Genomic DNA, 18,995 nt, shown 5'->3' on the forward strand with positions numbered 1-18,995 from the left:
CATCATGAATCCATTGACAACAACCCGAATCGTTTACTTCTCGCCGACTCACACGTCAGAGAAGATAGCGCGTGCCGTAGGAGAAGGAATCGGTATGCCGCGAAGAATTGAAACAGACCTTACATTCGATGAAAGCTCCTCTCCCATCGAAATCAAAAACGAACTGACTATACTGGCCGCTCCTGTTTACGGAGGAAGAGTCGCTCCCGCCGCATTGAAACGCATGAAACGTCTGAAGGGGAACGGTTCGCCCGCCATTCTGCTTGCCGTATACGGAAACCGCGATTACGAAGATGCGCTGATCGAACTGCATGATGCGGCTGCCAGCCTGGGCTTCACCCCTCTTTCTGCCGGAGCTTTCGTTGGAGAACACAGCTACAGCACGCCTGAACTCCCGATAGCGGAAGGCAGGCCCGATGAAACGGATCTTCAGAAAGCACGCGACTTCGGGAAAGAAAGCCTGCAAAAATGGGAACGGATTGCCGCTGTTGCTCCGCTAAAGGTAAAAGGAAACATCCCCTACAAGGAACTGCCTCCCTTCAGGCCGGCTTGTCCCACTTGTACAGACAACTGCTTTGTATGCGGGGAATGCGTAGATGCATGTCCGACTCATGCCATCCGCATAGCAGGCGACGGCAGCCGGATTGAAACAGACATGAACCTCTGCATCAAATGCTGCGCCTGCGTAAAAGCGTGCCCCAACCGCGCACGCACTTTCTTCAGCCCGTTTGCCGCCATACTGCATGAAAAATTCAATACCCGCCGTGAACCGGAAGTCTTCTTCTGATGTTTGAAAAACAGATATTGAGATATGGCAGAAAAAGAAAAACGAATATTGGTAGGCATGAGCGGAGGCATAGACAGCTCTTCCGTGTGCATCATGCTTCAAGAACAGGGCTATGAAGTGGTGGGCGTAACCATGCGCACATGGGACATCCCTTCGCATTTCTCCGTTCCCGGCCAGGAGCAGCCCGATGACGTGCTGGAAGCGCAGGCTCTTGCCGCACGGCTGGGAATCGAACACCACGTGGCCGATGTGCGCAAGGAATTCAAGGATGTAATCGTGCGTTATTTCATCGACGAATACATGCGCGGACGCACTCCCAACCCGTGCGTCATGTGCAATCCGCTTTTCAAGGAACGCATTCTCTGCGAATGGGCAGACCGCACCGGTTGCGCATGGATTGCAACCGGCCATTATTGCAGGCTGGAGGACATCAACGGAAACCGTTATATCGTGACCGGAGATGATCCGGCCAAAGACCAGTCGTATTTCCTATGGAAGCTTCCGCAGGAAATTCTGAAAAGGATGCTCTTTCCGCTGGGGGGCATGACCAAAGCGGAAGTGCGGCAATATCTCGCTTCTAAAGGATTTGAAGCGAAAGCAAAAGGCGGAGAAAGCATGGAAATCTGCTTCATCGACAAGGATTATAGGGAATTTCTGAAAGAACATTGTCCGGACATTGACGAGCGGATCGGGCCGGGATGGTTCGTAGACAGCAAGGGACTCAAGCTCGGGCAGCATAAAGGATTTGCCTACTATACCGTCGGTCAGCGGAAAGGACTTGAGATCGCTCTCGGGAAACCGATGTATGTATTGAAAATCAACCCGAACAAGAACACAGTCATACTCGGAGACGCCGAACAGCTGAAAACCGAATACATGCTGGTAGAAGATGTAAATGCCGTTGATATGGACGAACTGCTTTCGTGCCAGAATCTTTCCGTGCGTATCCGTTACCGTAGCCGCCCCATCCCCTGCCAGATTACACAGGTTAACGATTCGCATCTGCTGGTAAAGTTTCTGGGAGAAGCCTCAGCAATCACACCAGGCCAGTCGGCCGTTTTCTACGAGAACAATCGTGTGCTCGGCGGAGGGTTCATCGCTTTCCAGCAGGGAGTAAAAAAACTGGTAAAAGAAACCAACAATGCCAATGGCTGAACATAGGAAACAATCTTTTGAACTGTTATCATGCCGTCTTTCAGTGCAGTCATATACCTATTAATAAAAGAAACCTTACTACTAATATGGTTTGCAGCAGGAGGATTCGGGAGTATCGTCCCGAAACCCGCCTCAGCACATCCAATATGTCTGCAGCTGCCGCGATTTACTCGGGCAAATAGAGCATTTCATCAGGCAAGGCTGTTTCATAGATGTCCTTGCTACAGAACCCCACCTCAAGGGCCTGCCCCATATAGTCTTCAAAGTAGAGCACACGCACTTCGTGAAAACCTGCATCCAGGGCAATCTTCCCCTCGGCCCGACCGACACTGTGACCACCATCGTTGTCCACTACCTTATGCCCGTCAATGTAAAGCACCGAACCATCATCCGAATAGGTATAAAAACGATAGACACCCTTCTGCGGGATACGCATCAGTGTGCGGAATTCGTAGGCGAAATGATCTTCCAAAGGCGATTCAATAATGGAAAAGTTCTTCTTTGTCCCTTCCTTCACTTTCCTGCAAGCAGCGATGTCTGCCGTCTTTTCACAATTTCCCTCGTAATAGGCATAAGCCACACCTTGCCTGACGGGCCTTACATCATAAGCAGAAAAATAGGTCATGCAAGTTTCTTCCTCCGAATTCAGGCCGGAAGGATAGTAATAAGTAGGGTCGCATCCATCCGGTGTCGTGATCCAGGTGTTGAACTTGCGCTGTCCTTCATACAACTCGATAACACGGGCACCACGCTTCAAATTGCCATATGCATCCTTGCCCGTTACCCGACCAAAAGCCAGCAAGACATTCTTATTAATACCCAAATAGTCGTTATTGTGGTCGTGCCCCACAAAGACGCCCATCACATCCTGCATCTCGATGAAAGATGTGAACATACCGGAATTCAGGCGAGCACCAGCCACGCCTTCATGCCTGTTACCATAAGTCTTGCCGTCGCCCACAATCTCTGCATATTCCTGCAGGGGTATGTGAAAGAAGGCCAGGGCGGGCAACGGTCTGCCACCGTTGGCCTGCGTGAAGCGGGTGCTTTGATTGCGATACCATACAATTTGATCAAAATGAATCCAATCATAAGCCCCATAAAGTTTCTCAGGCTGATAGTCATTGGAATCCAAGAAGTAGAGCAAGGCAGCTGCCTTATCGTCTGTACCAAAGACGGGCAGTACGCAGTTGCCGCAGCCCTTGATGTCTTTCGGCCCTTTCTCGCCTACATAGTAGGGGGACTGCAACAAAAGGTCGTAGATGTCGCTTTTGGTCATATATTCTGCATCATGGTTCCCCATCGTCACAATGAAAGGCATCTTCAGGTCATCGAATATGGCCACTACAGCTTCCCAGCCTTTACGGGCAGGTTCATCGGTCACCACATCACCGCTCAACACGGCCAACGAGGGTTTCTCGGCTTCTAATACTGTACGGATAGTGGCCTCAGTATCGTCACATCCTATTGACTGGGGTGTCCAATGCAGATCTGTGAATTGGACCACTTTAAACTTGCCATTCTGAAAGGAGAACGTCTTACGGGTTTGGCTCGCACCGGACAACACCAACGCCAGCATGAACAAAAAAAGAACCATTTTTTTCATTATTACATTGAATTAAGGATAATAACTAATCGGTTATTCCAACGTTTCTGACAACAACTCCGGGTATTTGTGTATGATGTGCAGAACCAGTTCGCCAAACAATGTATTGGTCCATGCAAACCAGGAACGAGTAAAGTCCTTCGCATCATCCACATGAAAGGACTCGTGCATGAAACCGGTATTGCCATCCGTATTACGGAGTATTCGCAGACAAGTATAAATTTCATCCGGGTCATCTGTAGTAAAAGCCTTCATGATAAGGCTCATAGGCCAAGCATAGTTCAATCCCACATGCGGACCGCCCACACCTTCGCCCGCTTTGCCGTGAAAGAAGTAAGGATTGTTGCCGCTCCAAATCATCTTGCGGGTATTACGGTAGATAACATCCTTAATTGAGCAATAGCCTAAGTAAGGTGCAGCCAGCAAGCTAGGCACGTTGGCATCATCCATGCATAGCGCGTTACCGTAGCCGTCCACCTCAAAGGCATAAATACGACCACAAACAGGGTGATTGACAATCGCATGCCGGCGAATGGCTTCGTCCACCTCTTCAGCAAGCATCTGACATTCCGAGGCAAAGGTTTCGTCACCGCGAATCTTTAGTTCCATCTCTGCCAATTGACGCAGAGAAACAACGGCAAACATATTAGAAGGCACGAGGAAGCCATATTGCGTGGCATCGTCTGAAGGGCGGAAGGCTGAGACAATGAGTCCGACAGGCTTCACCGGAGCACCCCATCCATTATTGATTTGTGAGTCCGTAGGACGGTCGCAATCTCTCTGAAAACTATACGGTCCCAATCCATCCTTACGTTGCTGTTCCTTGAACGTTTTTACCACTAACGTCATGGCCGTGTGCCACTGGGCATCGAAAGGTGCCCTGTCTCCCGTCAGCTTCCAATAACGATAGGCCAAGCGGATGGGATAACAGAGGGAGTCAATCTCCCACTTGCGCTCGTGCAACTCTTTCGCCATGTGCTGCGTATGGTCCGTTTCCCAATAACTGCCTAGAGGACCGTCATTAAAGGCATTGGCATAGGGATCTATGCAGATACATGCTGTCTGTCTACGGATGAGGCCCTCAACTAGCCTTCGGAGCGATTCATCATCCTTCATAAGAAACAAGTAAGGCCACACTTGGGCAGAAGAATCGCGAAGCCACATAGCCTGAATGTCACCGGTGATAACGAAAGTATCAGGTTTACCGTCCTTTATGGTGTGCTTGACAGTAGTGTCCAGCGTATTGGGATAACAATTCTCAAACATCCAGCGCAACTTCTCGTCCTTGATTTTCGATTTAGCTTCAATGATGACGGCTTCTACGGCTTTCGATGTGAAACACCGTTTGCCTAGCGCAGGACGCAGGGATTTGTAAGATGATGAACCGTTTGCCGCTCCGACGGAAGCCAGTGAGTCAAACGGATGAAGGGCCAAAGCGGCCAGTGCGACTCCTCCCGTCTGGAGGAAGCGGCGTCGCGATATGCCGGAATTTGCTTTCATAAAGGTTTATAACAAATGTTGAATCAGCTGTGATGAATTTCCATATTACAGTCCGAGCAACTTCTTAATCTTATGGAAGATGTCACTGTTTTCATAAATGCCAGTGAATTCTTCAGCACCAGGGCCAAAAGCATAAACAGGCACCATTACACCACTGTGGTCACCAGTGGAAAACTTGCCCACAATCTTACCTTCCTTCAGCTCGCCGCCCACAAGGGTCAGACCACCCGTTTCATGGTCAGCTGTAACGATGACCAGCGTTTCGCCGTCACGGGCTGCCCATTCATAGATAGCACCGATGGTGCGATCGAAATCATGCATCTCTTGCATCAGCATGTTCAAGTCATTGAAGTGTCCGTAATCGTCCAGCTGAGAACCCTCAATCATCATAAAGAAACCCTTCTTGTTCTGATCCAGCAAGTCAATGCCCTTCAACGAGGCACGGGCCAGAATATCACCGCGTTCAGCAGGCACGGGAGCATCCACCTCATAAGGCACAGTGAATACCTTGCCACTCCTGATTTGGGCCAGCTCCTCCCACGTTTTAGGCATCTGGTAGCCCTTAGCGCGAAGTTCGGTAAAGAGATCACGGCCGTCCTTGCGATTTTTGAATAGCTTGGCACCTCCGCCGAAAACATACTGCACAGGGCTGTTCACATAATCGGCCACAATGGCTTCTTCCTGGTCACGGTCGATATTGTGACAGCAGAAGTCAGCCGGAGTGGCATCCCACAGACGGCAGGTCACGACAATACCAGTGGATAAGCCCTTGTCGGCAGCCAAATTGACCAAGGACGGTTGTGGATTGCCCAATGTGTCCACACCGACAGCATGATACAAAGTCTTCTGTCCGATAGCCATAGCTGTGCCGCTTGCGCCGGAGTCAGTAATCAGGCGGTCAGCACAATAGGTCTTCGAAAGACCCACGGCCTGGCAGTTATCAGTCAGGAAGAGCTTGCCGCGGTTGGCCGTCCAGGCAGAGTAGACGTGCATCAGGCTCATGCCATCGCCTATCATCAGGATAACATTCTTCACCTTCTTGCCTTGCGGAGGGGTTATCTTGGTCACCTTATACGGGTGTTCCATGACGTAAGTCTGTTCTTTGTCGCGGCGATCTTGCGCCAACATAACACCGGGTACCAATACCAGTGCTAAAGCTGTTACGAGGCAGCGATTCATTATTCTGTTCATTACAATCGTCTTTTTAAGTTTTTTACTTCACACTCACCAACACCGGTGCATGGTCGGACAAGTAGGCATCGCCCTCGGTTTCAGCCAAGATGCCATACTTCAGCACTTCCAAGCCGTTCTTTACGAAGATATAGTCAATGCGCTCACGATGCCCGTAGGGGATGCTGCCAAAATCATGGAATGTCCAATTCGGACCGTAGACCAAGTCGGCAACGGTGCGTGCATCGGTCAAGTGTTCGGGATTGGTCGTATCAGTCACTTGCCTGATAACGTTCGATTCCGGCTCGGCATTAAAATCGCCTGTCAGAATCACCGGATGGCTACCACCCAGTTCCTGAATCTTGTCCAGCAACAGCTTGACTCCTTCACGGCGGGCAGCGACACCCACATGGTCCAAATGCGTGTTCATCACGAAGAGTTCTTTGCCCGTCAGCCTGTCCTGCAGCTTGGCCCAAGTGGCAATGCGTTCGCAGGCACCGTCCCAGCCCTTCGATCCGACCACTTCGGGTGTTTCGCTTAACCAAAACCAGCCGCTTTCCTTTTCGGTAAATCGATCTTTACGATACCACAAGGCACTGTACTCACCGACTTCCTTGCCGTCCTCGCGACCTACGCCGATGGATTCATAGCCCGGCAAACGTTGGCGGAGGTCTTCCATCTGGTTGTGCAGCACCTCTTGAGTGCCTACGATATCCGCATCGTAGAAGCGGATGGCATTAGCCACGCGGTCCTTGCGGTAGTTCCAATTGTTCAGACTGTCATTCGGATTGTCATAACGGACGTTGAACGTCATCACGTTGACAGGCGCGTCTATCTGTACGGCGGTCTGCTGACCGCCCTGGCTGCTGCATGCAGCAGCCAGGAACGGCAAGAGCATCAAATAAATCTTCTTCATATTCCATTCAGTTTACATTTGCAAAGTTAATCCATTCTTTATTTTACAAATAAGGCCGAGGCGGGAATTTGTTCCAGTTTTTCAGCCGACGGCAATTGCCAAGCCCAACTGAGATGCTCGCCTTCATAATCCTCAATATACATCAGTTTGTAAGCATGGAAACCTTTCCGAAGAGCAATCATTCCCGTAGCGGAAATGGCAGCATGAGAGCCGTCGTTATTCACTACCAGCGTGTTGTCGATGTAAAGCACGCTGCCGTCGTCCGAGCGGGTCATAAACGTGTAGACCCCGTCTTCCGGCACATTGAGATAACCTGTGAAGATGAAAGCAAAATGGTCTGTCTGCTTCGCGCTTTCAATGGACGGTTCAGACAAAATGCCTTGCTCCAGCATACGGGTTTTGGCTATGTCGGCCACGCATTGGTACAAGCCTTCATAGTATTGATAGGATGTGCCGTTCTTTGTAGGTTGCACAGACAGGGCCGGGTTCAGTTCCGCTTTGGTGGCTTCGATGGAGAGCGTGCGGCTGGGACGAAATCCTTTCTTGAAGCCTTTGGCCTTCAGCAACGTGGTGCTAGTCAGCTCAATGGGCTGGCTGTAAACAGACGAGGCTTCAGTCGGTTCGGTGCCGTCCAAAGTATAATGAATTCGGGCACCGACTGTGGTCGTAGCCAACGTCACGTTCACCTTGTCTAAAAAGAGATTCAGGTCCTTGTCCACATAAGGAATGGAAACCGTGGCATCGTTCGTATAAGAATACGGGGCATCCTCGGCAGATGTACCGCGCTGAATGTTGGGCTGGTCGGTCAGGGTGAAGTGCAGTTCACCGCCTTCCATCAGTTGGGCATAGGTGACGTAGTTTACATCGATAGCCTTGCCATTCAGTTCCACCTTGTCAATGTAGATATTTTTGCTGGGATTGTTGGCCGTGACGGTCAGTGTCTTGCCGTTAGCCAAAGTCATCACAGCCTTTTCGAAAAGCGGAGTGGTAAGGGCAAATTCACTTGTACCCGGACAAACGGAGTAGAAGCCCAGTGCCGAGAGGATGTACCAAGCCGACATCTGTCCACAGTCCTCGTTGCCGATGGTGCCTTCAGGGGTGGGTTGATACATTTCATTCAACAAACGGCGCGTCATCTGTTGCGTCTTCCATGGTTGGCCTACATAATCATATAAGTAAGCGATGTGATGACTCGGCTCATTTCCGTGCACGTATTGTCCGATAAGGCCTGTGATGTCCACCAAATCACCGTCCACTTGCTGGGTGACAGTGAAGATGGAATCCAAATCGGCCGTAAACTGGTGCATGCCGCCAAAGAGCTGTATCATGCCGTTCACATCGTGCGGCACAAAGAAGCGGTATTGCCAAGCCGTAGCCTCAGTGTAAGCTCGACCCACCTCTACAGGATTGAAGGGCGTTTCCCAATTGCCGTCCTCGCGTTTAGGACGAAAGAAGCGGGTGGATCCGTCAAAAACGTTGATGTAGTTTTGCGAACGCTCGATGAAAGTGGCATACACATCAGTGCGCCCCATGGCTTTGGCCATTTGGGCGATGCACCAGTCATCATAAGCGAATTCCAGCAGGCAGGAGATGGATTCCTTCTTGGTGTTAGCGGGGATGAAACCGTTCTTCACATAGTAGTCAGCTCCCTTCCCGTTCTTCTCGGCCGAAACAGTCATAGCTTCCAAAGCTTTCTCCACATTAAAGCCGCGGATGCCCTTCAGGTAGGCATCAGCAATGACGGAAACAGAATGATAGCCAATCATTGTACCTGTTTCTCCAGCAGAAAGCGACCAGATGGGCAGTTCGCCTGAAGCATCGTAAATGTCGAGGAAGGAGTTGACCATTGCATTGACCAGCGTGGTGTCTATCAATGTCATCAACGGATTCCAGGCGCGGAAAGTGTCCCACAGGGAGAACGTGTTGTAGCGTACCTGCCCTTTGGGGAGTTGGCCGATTTCCATGTTGTGCCGGCGGTATTGTCCGTTGACATCACTCACTGTGTTGGGTACCACCAGAACGTGATACAAGGCAGTGTAGAAGTTGGTCAGTTCGGCTTCCGTTCCTCCTTCTACCTGGATGACGGAGAGTGCCTGCTCCCATTGGCTGCGAGCAGCGGCACGCACGGCATCAAAGTCAAAGTCTTTCATCTCGGCTTTCAAGTTCTGGCGGGCATTGTCCACGCTCACCGTCGAAATGCCGACTTTAGCCACGACGGGGTTCGGGTCGGAAGCGTCAAAAGAGAGCACAGCCACTTGCCCGTCCTTGCCCAGTTCCACGGAGCGGAAAGGCTTGGAGAATTGGGCCGTGAAATAGATATACTGGTTGTCTGTCCAGCCGCGAGTACAGCGCATGCCGGTTAGTTCATTTTTTGCAGTTTGAGTCAGAGATGCTTCATAGATGTGCTCATTGTCCAGCAGATGCGTCCAGTCCACAATGATATTTGCCTCGCCATCCATGGGAAAGGTATAACGGTGTACGCCCGTGTGAGTGGTAGCGGTTAACTCGGCCTTGATATGTTCATCGGCCAGCGTCACAGCATAGTAGCCGGCAGTTGACTCTTCATTCTGGTGGGAGAAAGCAGCTGCCCGATAAATGGTGTCAGCCTTCAGATTGATTTTTTGGGTGGTGGGGCGGAACAACAGGTCGCCCAGATCAATGCAACCCGTACCGCTGAGGTGGGTGTGCGAAAAGCCTTTCAACGTCTGGTCGCTGTAATGATAACCGGCGCAGGCATCCCAGTTTCCGACACGGGTGTCAGGACTGAGTTGTACAGCGCCATGAGGTACCGTGGCTCCCGGGTAGGTATGTCCGTGGAAGCCCGTTCCGATGAACGGATCTACATAGTCTACATTCACCTGCCTCTCCGACGTGCAAGCCAAGCAAAGAGCAAGTACAAGAGCAGCACCTACAAGAATATTTGTTCTCATCAGCTTACTTGGATTAATTCCATGGGAAAGTCTGCAAGGAAAGGGATGATAGTCCCCCGTCCTTGCAGGATCTCTATTTTATGGATATATTTAATTAATATTCCGGATTCTGATGCAACTGACCGTTGGAATTGGTAATCTCAATCGAAGGATAGGGGAATACCATCAGGTGGTCGTCATACGTAGCCTTGTTCAAGTAGTCCTCGTAAGGTGCTACCTCGCAAGGAGAATCCGGATCCATCCGGTCTTCATAATGACGTACACGCGGATGAGCATTCAGTTCGGCAGCGGCCAGCGCCTTGATTTCGGCATTGTTCGAACGATGCCAACGCTTCAAGTCGAACAGGTGGTCTGTGAACTCGAAAGCCAATTCGCAACGGCGTTCGTGGTAGAGATCAGTCATCGTAGCCGTGTGATCCAACGGAGTCAGGTTGGAGCGTTCACGGATGCGGTTGATATCATTCGTGGCCAATTGAGCCTGATCAGTCATCAGGAAGGCCTCGGCACGGAATAACAGCATTTCAGCAAAACGGATAACCGGGAAATTAATACGGGCTGTAGGCCAGTTTCCGTTCGTGTTGACATATCCGACCTGGTCAGCATCAGCATACTTGAACGGATCCATATACTTGTTAATCATAAAGCCGGCTTCAACATCAGAAGTGGAATAGAAACGCATAGTCTCTCCCCAAAATTGGAATTCCTGTCCGTATTCCAAAATGGAACGCACGATACGGTCGTTGCCTTCACCATCCTTCAGCATCTCTTCAAAGATATCATACGAAGGCTTGTTCTGTCCCCAACCGTTGTAGACGCCCCAGCCTTTATTTTCCAGAATGATACCCGGAAACTCGGAACCACCTCCCAAGTCACCGCCGTTACCGGGGATAGACCACAAATATTCTTTATTCCAATAGTTATTGAAGTCAGAGGAGAAGAACTCATTCAGCGATCCGGCCAAATCGCGGCCATATGTGGTTTCCAGTTCATTGACCAGATTGATGACATCCTGCCATTTAGAAGCGTCCCAAGTAGCCCAATAGGCATTCACTTTCACTTTAAAAGCTACAGCAGCGGCATCGTGAGCACGGCCTCTGTTAGCCTCATCATACTCTTCAAAGCGAGGCAGGTAGGTAATGGCGTTGTCCAGATCTTCGAGAATCAGGCGATAGTTCTCCATCACCGATTCACGCTGAGGCGGAATAGAGTTATCATACCCATCGGGGAAATCCTCGTAACGCACGAAAGGTACACCCTGTGTATCCAAACCGTAACGGTAAGCAACCAGGAAGTGCGACCAGGCACGTACAAAATAGGCTTCACCTAAACTGCGGCTTTCCACTTCGCTCAATTCGGTGGAAGCCTGCTTGTTCAGCAACTGTTCAATAACCCAATTAGAGCGGGCCATCACACGGTACAAGGTTTCAAACGTGGTACGCAAAGGCTCTTCATCACCTGTATACTGCAGGGTGGCCAATGTATTATAGTTACGTGTTCTTCCCCACACTACGTCACAGGCACCGCCTTGTTCCCAAAACAGTTCGCGCCCATAGAGAGCTTCCTGATGGAATCGCTCGTACAAGGCATCCACAGCATCGATGGCCTGCTGATCATTCATGAAATACTGGTCTGTGGTCGCATTCCCTTCAGGCTGCACATCCAGGAAATCGCTGCATGAAGTAGTCAGCAACAAGGCAGCCATGGCAAAAAGCAATATATTCTTTTTCATAATTTAAGTTTCTTCGTTAGTAAAGATTAGTAAGTCAGTTTCACACCCAGAGAGAATACACGCGATACCGGGTATTTCAAGGCATCCCAGCCACCGCACTCGGGGTCCATACCGGAGTAGGAAGTGAAAGTCGCCAAGTTCTCGCCGCTTAAGAAGAGAGAGAGACTGCTGTTGCGCTCGCTGGCGTGAGACCACTTGCGGAGCACGTCTGTCAAATCGTAAGATACCGTCACGTTCTTCAGACGCAGATAAGAAGCATTCTCCAAGTACCAGTCAGACGGCGTGCTGAAATTGCCGTTCGGGTCGTTCTTGGACAGACGGGGAATATCGGAACCCGTGTTCGTGGGGCTCCAGGCATCCAGAATTTCGCTGGAGCGGTTGAAGTTGCCTTCCACATCACTCAACAGCATATACTTACCCACGTAAGCAGCCTTAGCACCGCCCACACCTTGAAACATGGCACTGAATGAAAGCTTCTTCCAGTTGAAGCCAAAGGAGAAAGCAAACGTGGTCTTTGGCGTAGCGCTGCCCAAATACTGGCGGTCTTCATCCGTAATCTGTCCATCGCCGTTAGCATCTACAAACTTCAGGTCGCCGGCTTGTGCTTCGGGCTGGATGCGGTTGCCGTTCTTGTCCACATAGGCTGCTGCTTCTTCATCGCTTTGGAAGATGCCGTCCGTCTTGATCAGGTAGAACGAGTTCAGAGGCTCGCCCTCTGCCGTCTGATAGAAGTAAGGCAGGTTGCGGAATTGCGTGTCGCTAGTCCAAACGCCCGGCGTGCCGTCAGCGTTCTTCACACCGATGTCGGAAACCCAGTTCTTCAGATACGAGAAGTTACCATTCACAAAGTAAGACCAATCCTTGTTGACCTTATCGCTCCAACCAATAGAAAGTTCAAAACCGCGGTTGCGGACTTCACCCAAATTGACCAGCATGGCATCAATACCGATGGTATTCGGCCAGTTCATAGTTTGGGACTGGATCAGATTGAATGTGCGCTTGTCAAAATAGTCCATAGATACGGCCAATCGGTCGTTGAACATCGACAGGTCAAGACCCAAGTCCCACTGCTCAGACGTTTCCCAAGTCAAATCTGGATTCAAGGCCGTTCCATTATAGATGAATGTATTCCAAATGGTATTGGATTCCGGACCGTATTGGGCTTGCTCTGTGTAGAGACCTTGGCTCAGCAGGGCAGATTTGTAGTTGTAACCGATAGAACCCAGATTACCTACACGTCCCCAAGAAGCACGCAGCTTCAGCATGCTGATGAGGTCACTCTTATGGAAAAACTTTTCGTTCGAAATTTTCCAGGCAGCCGTCACAGCGGGGAAATCGCCGTAATTATTCTCCTTCGGCAGACGGCCGGCATAGTCACGACGCCAGGAAGCTGTCACAAAATAGCGGTCATCATACGAATAAGCAGCACGGGCAATGACGGATACATTGGCGTCCGGACCAGTCAGATAATCATTTGCCGAAATGCTGGAAGCATAGGCCAGATATTGCAGATAGGCAGATTCATCGGCAAGACCGTTACCGGTTACATCCAAACCGCGAAGTGAATAGTGATCAGCGGTTGTGGAGAGCAAAGCACCCACGGTATGTTTGCCGAAGCCATTGTCATACGTCAATGTGTTCTCCGTCTTCCACTGGTCCGAGCGATAAGTCGTTTCAGTCAGCGTGTTTGAACTGTCCGGCTTACCCGGTTCATCTACGCTCGGATTGAAGTTCTTGTAAAGGTTGGAGGCCAAGTTGTACGTGAAGCGGCTGGTAAATTTCAGACCGGGAATCACGTTGGCAATTTCCAGCGTTGTGGTGCTCCACAAATCGCTGGTCTTGTTGTATCGGTTTTCAGCTTCCAGCAAGCGGACAGGATTCACCACGTCACCGTGAGCGTCTGCGAAGTTAGAACCATATTGGGCGATGTAGTCCGGATCTTCCGTTGTCACACCGCCCCAGCTTCCGTCCAGCGGATTGCGAATGGTGGCACTGGCCGGCATATAAATTGCAGACAGGATAGGGCCAGTATAAGCGTCGTTCTCAGTGTCCTTGCTACGGCTGTCAGAGTTCTTCCAAACGAAGTCCTCGGTAACGGTCACCCACTTGTTCAGCTTGATCTTGCCGTTGTAGCGCATGGTCAAGTCTTTTTTATAGGTGTTGATCAGGACACCTTGGTCGTTGTTGTAGGAAAAGGAGACGCGGTTGGTAAAGTTTTCCGTACCCACGTTCAGAGCTACGTTATGACGCTGGTAGAAAGCTGTTCGGAAGATAGCATCCATCCAGTCTGTGCGGGTGGTCGCAATCCACGGGTTGCGCTCCGCATCCCAACCGGTCGGCAAGGTCATGCCTGCATTGGCATACGATTGCTGGCGCATCCACAACTCCTGCTCGGCATTCAGCGGCTCAATCAGATTCGTGGCCTGACGGATGCCGAACACACCGTCATATGATACGGAAGGAGCACCCACTTTGGCCTTCTTGGTCGTCACCAGAATAACGCCGCCAGCACCGGACTGGGCTCCATAGATAGCGGCAGAGGCAGCGTCTTTCAAGACTACGATGCTCTCAATATCGTTCATAGAAGAAATAGGTGCACCGGGCACACCGTCTACTACCCACAGCACGTTATCTCCATTTTGAGAACCTTGACCACGAATAACAATATTGGGCGTGGACGTCGGATCACCGCCGTTGGACGTGATGGTCACACCGGGCAGCTGGCCTTGCAACATGCCTTCCGTGGAAGTCACGGGGCGGACAGCCAGTTCGTCCGTATTGTCTACGATACCTACGGAGGCAGACAAGTCCTGCTTGCGGGTCTGGGCACCATAACCCAATACGACCACCTCCTCCAGCATCTCGTTATCTTCTTGTAAAATGATATTCAAAGGTTTCTCACTGACCGGGACTTCTTGCGTAGTGAAACCCACATAGCTGATGACCAAAATGTCACCCTTATTGGCAGAGACAGTGAATTTGCCGTCAATGTCAGTGATGACACCCATTGCAGTTCCTTTCACCAGCACATTACCGCCGATGATGGGCAATCCGGTTTGGTCCTTTACAATTCCTGTCACAGAGATCTTTTGGGCAAACGCCCCAACTGACACAAACATTCCCAGCAAAAGAATCAAGAATGTTCGGCAGAATCTTAGATTTAATCGTTCCATTTCTTTTAATTTAGAGTTATAACACTTTTTCTAAAGCGTTTGCAAAGATTCAAAAACAGCGTTACACCAATATTACAACAAGGTAATCTATTCGTTACAGACGGAACGATTCGTATGTGTTCTTCATGATAGGTTATATAGAAATCTCGGATGGCAACGAATGTGCTCCAATGCCATCCGTAACACCCCTCCCGATATATATCATCATCTATTGCAAGTTGCCATTTATCAGCAAGGATACTAGCCTGGCGCCATCTGCCTGCCCCACAAAATCAATGAAGACAATGCCCCGACGAGCTCCTCCACCCTCTTTAAGGTGCACAGCTAAAGCCGCATTGACCTGGTCGGCAAAAGCTTGGGGAGTACCAGAAGGCAGCCCTGTAGCACTGGCAAATGAAATGCCCCACCGGCGAGAGACATCCGGTTCAGCCGCCACGGCATCCAAATTGCGGATACAAACCGCTATCTTTTGGTCCGCTTCATGTTCAGACGCATATTGGTATTCATCCTGGAGCAAAGCAGTACCCTCCTGCCCATCCTTGTCGCACAAGACCAGAGTACAGGTAGCATCATCTGCCCAACCGGTACAAGCCGCTCCCGGATAGCGTTCCAAAGCCTTGTCACGATGCAGGAAAAGTATCTTTCCCCGGCAGTCGCCCAAAGTCAGCCCCGGACGGAAGCTGTCTACCCAATAAGTGCGATAGACCGGATCGGTCAGCGAGGCCGACAGCAACGAAGCATACGCTTCTGCCCGACCGCCTTCACGCTTCAGCGACACGACCAGCATTTCGGACGGATACTTCTGCAAGAAACGGAGGAAAGCCGGCAGCACATCTGTTTCCCAATAGAGCCGCTGAAAAGCCGTACTGTGATACACGCCCAACTTCCCGTCTTTCTCCTGCAAACGGATGTCAAAGGCGCGTATGCCCTGACGCAACTGGGCAGGAATGTCCGTCCCCTGCGTCTGCAAGGAAAGGCCGCCATAGCAGGCACCGCTGTCATGTGTGCCGGGGATGGACAACTTGCACACGGGAGTAGAATCCGGAAGGGTTCTCATCCACTCTAGCCGTTTCGGAACAGACGGAAAACATGCGCCGGCAGTTTGCGCCCGGAGCGTCATACTGCATAAAGAGGTTATGAAAAAAGCCATGGATACCAACAGCAAAAACAATTGTTTCATGAAAGTTAGGCATTAAAAATCTTGCCGCAAAGTTAGAAGAAAATTACCAGCCAATGCTACAAAACATGCAAATTAATCCTCCTTTGCACAATTATTGTCTAAGCTTCTTTAATGCCCGCTTTAGGAGGGGGACGGCAGCCCTGCATCCAAACATAGACTCTATACATTATGTATCTAATGAATATTCGCATTTTACAATATGGAGCAAAAAGAAGTTCTTTCAAGGAGTTAAAGGAAGTTCAAAGTCAGAACTTTCACTGCACTATTGGCATTAATTCCTGTTGAAGGCATAGCTCCTTTTCTGGCATTTTGCGAACATTAATAAAACTATTTATACTTACAATCTCAAGCCCAAAGACAGGCACAACAACAGAAAGTCCCATCTGTTTGCCGAATTCATTTTATACAAAATTTTCCACTTTTATCTCTGCCTACCTCTTTGCAATACTATCTGTAACTCCCTCCTGACCTCCCCTTTCATCCGCAATGTTTTCGTACCCTCCACCTTTACCGGCCGGTTTAACAATTCCTTTCCGATACGGACGGCGGAAGCCGTATCCTTCCGTGCCAGATACAGATTGAACAGATGATACTTGGCCGTTATCCGTGAGGGAATCATGTCAGCGGCTTCACGGTAGCAGGCCTCCGCTCTTCCATAGTCGCCTTTCCTTTCATGAATACGTCCCATAGCGCAATAGGTTTCCACCGTCGGGATTATCCGTGCCGTCTCCTCCAGCAGTTCAAGTTCCTTTTGCGGTGCATGTTCCTTAAATCTTCCGGTCTGTGCACAGATATCCATGATCTCCGAACTGTGACGAAAGAAAGGAAACAGGCTCCAGTCGGACAGCGCATCCCTATATATCCGGTACGACCACAACGAAACAGACAGAACAGCAAAAAGACCGACTCCCCCCAAAGCATATTTCACGCGCGAAGGCAGTCGGAACACTTTCAGCGGACGGCTTCTCATCATTCCGGACATTGCAGCGAATGCCAGCGTCAGGGAAAAGACATCCAGCGGATAGGAGAAGAAGGCGAACGCAAGGAATGCCGCCAGCATCCCTTTCAGGCAAGTGTCCTCCCACGTGACGGACGGATAACGGAGCCATTCGCAAAGCATCCATCCGACCAGGACCAGCCCCAGCAGCCCCTGTTCCGCAGCGATGCGCAGGAACTCGTTGTACGGACAGACCGCATTGTCGGCCAGCATTCCCCAGGATGACACGGGATGGAGCACAAAGAAATCCGCCTGAAAGTGCATGTAGTTCGCCAGCCATCCGCCCGTGCCCGTCCCGAAGAGAGGGTTGTCCGCCCACATCACTAAAGTGTTATACCATATCAGCAGACGGCCGTCCGCAGAAGCAGGCTTCAGGAAATACAGCCCGACCGCACACAGACACAGAACTGGCACCCCTATAATATATGTCCTCCTACTGAAATGAAAGGCACTGCCGCACAGCACGCCAACTCCCGCCAGTATGCCCATCCATCCGGCACGCGAACCGGAAAGCGACAAGCCGCAAAGAATAACTGCTGCCGGCAGCACGATCCACATAGCCGGCTTTCCACTCCGCCTCCATCGTCCGCAAGCCATGCCCAAAGCCAACACACCCGCCATTCCCAACAAGCCGCCCAGCGGACCGGGATTGCCGAACGTGCCCGTCACGTCAAACGCACGGTGGTTGCTCTCCAGCAGACCGGTCTGCTGAAACATCGCCACCACGCTTTCAACCAGTCCCCAAAGGACAAAGCCATAAAGCAGCAGACAGCGATGCCGCTCCGGGAACAGCCGGACAGCAAGATAGACGGATACAGCCGCTCCCGTCCGCCACAAAGAGGACATGTCTACCGAAACATCCCGATGGAAACATGCCAGCAGACAGAGAAGCAGGAGCGGCATTCCGCCGCTCCGCAAAACAAGACTGCTCATCAAAACACAAACTCTTTTTCCTGAAACAGGTGTTCAATTTTACCTTCCTTCTTACAGAGCATCGTCAAACAAACATTTGCTTTTTTAAGAACATGCACGAATGTTAATGAGAAATCAAAAGTACGCTCCAGCTTCCCATAAGGAGGAAGAACCTTTAAAACAACAGGTTTCCTATTCATCATATCATACTCGAACAAACTGAATGGGGTATGCATCGAATCACCGTCTTTCGTTTCATAAAACATTTCAACCAGACTGCCTGACCATTCATCCAGCGAAGACTGGTTGCGCACCCAAAGTTCTTTATCACTCTTGTTTATCAGAACAAGGGTCAGCTTATTCCTATACCTGTCGTATGACATGTCAATCCCAACCTCTTGGGCTACACCGTAACCAGGAATGATAACAGCAATTAAGAATACCACTAAATAATACTTTTTCATACCACATTATTTTTTAAGTTCATCCAATATTGCACTTGATTTCCACTCTAAATAGTCACGATAATTCTTATAATATTCTGAAACCTCAGAATCGGGAAACTCTATTCTTTCTGCCCTATATGTCTCAACCTCATTCTGATTATATTCAATAGAAAGATGCTTATAAATCAGCAACTCATTTTGCCATGAAGATTCAATCATATCAGAAGTAATGCCAGTTCCTCCAAGTTCATTGTTTGCTTTTTCCTCCAAAAAAGCCTTTATTGCCGGAGGAACTCTATCTATCAAATTCACAGGTTCCATTCCAACTTTGTCAAAAGGAGTTGCTTCATGCTCCTTTCCATAATGCTTATGATCAAAATGGTACATCTCATGCCACATTGTTGCCAACCTGTCTATATCTGACAATTCTGGTTTATTGAAAAATTCATTACAAAGTACAATTATCCCACTCTTTTCTATTTTCGCAATCACGT

Annotated in this window: 12 protein-coding genes and 1 pseudogene; 2 read left to right on the forward strand and 11 right to left on the reverse strand. The window is 50.0% G+C overall.

The window, feature by feature from the left end; translation table 11 throughout:
* Window positions 1-4 precede the first annotated feature (4 nt).
* Window positions 5-787, forward strand: coding sequence for a 4Fe-4S binding protein (locus tag NW212_RS13045; protein ID WP_258339077.1), 783 nt, complete (start codon window positions 5-7; stop codon window positions 785-787).
* Between the two features lie 24 nt (window positions 788-811).
* A complete protein-coding gene (mnmA, locus tag NW212_RS13050; protein WP_258339078.1) occupies window positions 812-1,942 on the forward strand; it encodes a tRNA 2-thiouridine(34) synthase MnmA in 1,131 nt (376 codons plus the stop codon).
* Between the two features lie 166 nt (window positions 1,943-2,108).
* Here the strand turns inward: mnmA and NW212_RS13055 are convergent, their stop codons facing one another.
* The 11 genes and pseudogenes from NW212_RS13055 to NW212_RS13105 form a co-directional block, all read right to left on the reverse strand.
* Complete coding sequence (locus NW212_RS13055; RefSeq protein ID WP_258339079.1) at window positions 2,109-3,548, reverse strand: PA14 domain-containing protein; 1,440 nt, start codon at window positions 3,546-3,548, stop codon at window positions 2,109-2,111.
* 33 nt (window positions 3,549-3,581) lie between these two features.
* Window positions 3,582-5,048: a glycoside hydrolase family 125 protein gene (locus NW212_RS13060; protein ID WP_258339080.1), complete on the reverse strand. Its 1,467-nt coding sequence runs from the start codon at window positions 5,046-5,048 to the stop codon at window positions 3,582-3,584.
* 45 nt (window positions 5,049-5,093) lie between these two features.
* Window positions 5,094-6,227 (reverse strand): alkaline phosphatase, encoded by a 1,134-nt coding sequence (locus NW212_RS13065; protein WP_375337996.1) that lies wholly within the window; start codon window positions 6,225-6,227, stop codon window positions 5,094-5,096.
* Window positions 6,228-6,261: 34 nt separating this feature from the next.
* Window positions 6,262-7,134: an endonuclease/exonuclease/phosphatase family protein gene (locus NW212_RS13070; protein WP_258339082.1), complete on the reverse strand. Its 873-nt coding sequence runs from the start codon at window positions 7,132-7,134 to the stop codon at window positions 6,262-6,264.
* Window positions 7,135-7,172: 38 nt separating this feature from the next.
* Window positions 7,173-10,064, reverse strand: coding sequence for a GH92 family glycosyl hydrolase (locus tag NW212_RS13075; protein ID WP_258339083.1), 2,892 nt, complete (start codon window positions 10,062-10,064; stop codon window positions 7,173-7,175).
* A 94-nt stretch (window positions 10,065-10,158) separates the two neighbouring features.
* Entirely contained in the window at window positions 10,159-11,793 is a 1,635-nt protein-coding gene (locus NW212_RS13080) for a RagB/SusD family nutrient uptake outer membrane protein (protein ID WP_258339084.1), read from the reverse strand.
* A 26-nt stretch (window positions 11,794-11,819) separates the two neighbouring features.
* A complete protein-coding gene (locus tag NW212_RS13085) occupies window positions 11,820-14,966 on the reverse strand; it encodes a TonB-dependent receptor (protein ID WP_258339085.1) in 3,147 nt (1,048 codons plus the stop codon).
* A 208-nt stretch (window positions 14,967-15,174) separates the two neighbouring features.
* A complete protein-coding gene (locus tag NW212_RS13090) occupies window positions 15,175-16,086 on the reverse strand; it encodes a phosphatidylinositol-specific phospholipase C (protein ID WP_258339088.1) in 912 nt (303 codons plus the stop codon).
* Between the two features lie 481 nt (window positions 16,087-16,567).
* Complete coding sequence (locus tag NW212_RS13095) at window positions 16,568-18,076, reverse strand: O-antigen ligase family protein (protein ID WP_258339086.1); 1,509 nt, start codon at window positions 18,074-18,076, stop codon at window positions 16,568-16,570.
* Window positions 18,076-18,519 (reverse strand): hypothetical protein, encoded by a 444-nt coding sequence (locus NW212_RS13100; protein ID WP_258339087.1) that lies wholly within the window; start codon window positions 18,517-18,519, stop codon window positions 18,076-18,078. The genes NW212_RS13095 and NW212_RS13100 overlap by 1 nt, the downstream gene beginning before the upstream one ends.
* A 6-nt stretch (window positions 18,520-18,525) precedes the next feature.
* Window positions 18,526-18,995, reverse strand: a pseudogene (locus NW212_RS13105) (hypothetical protein); the annotation flags it as partial.

The sequence above is a fragment of the Bacteroides sp. ET225 genome (assembly GCF_024733745.1).
Classification (GTDB): Bacteria; Bacteroidota; Bacteroidia; order Bacteroidales; family Bacteroidaceae; genus Phocaeicola; species Phocaeicola excrementipullorum.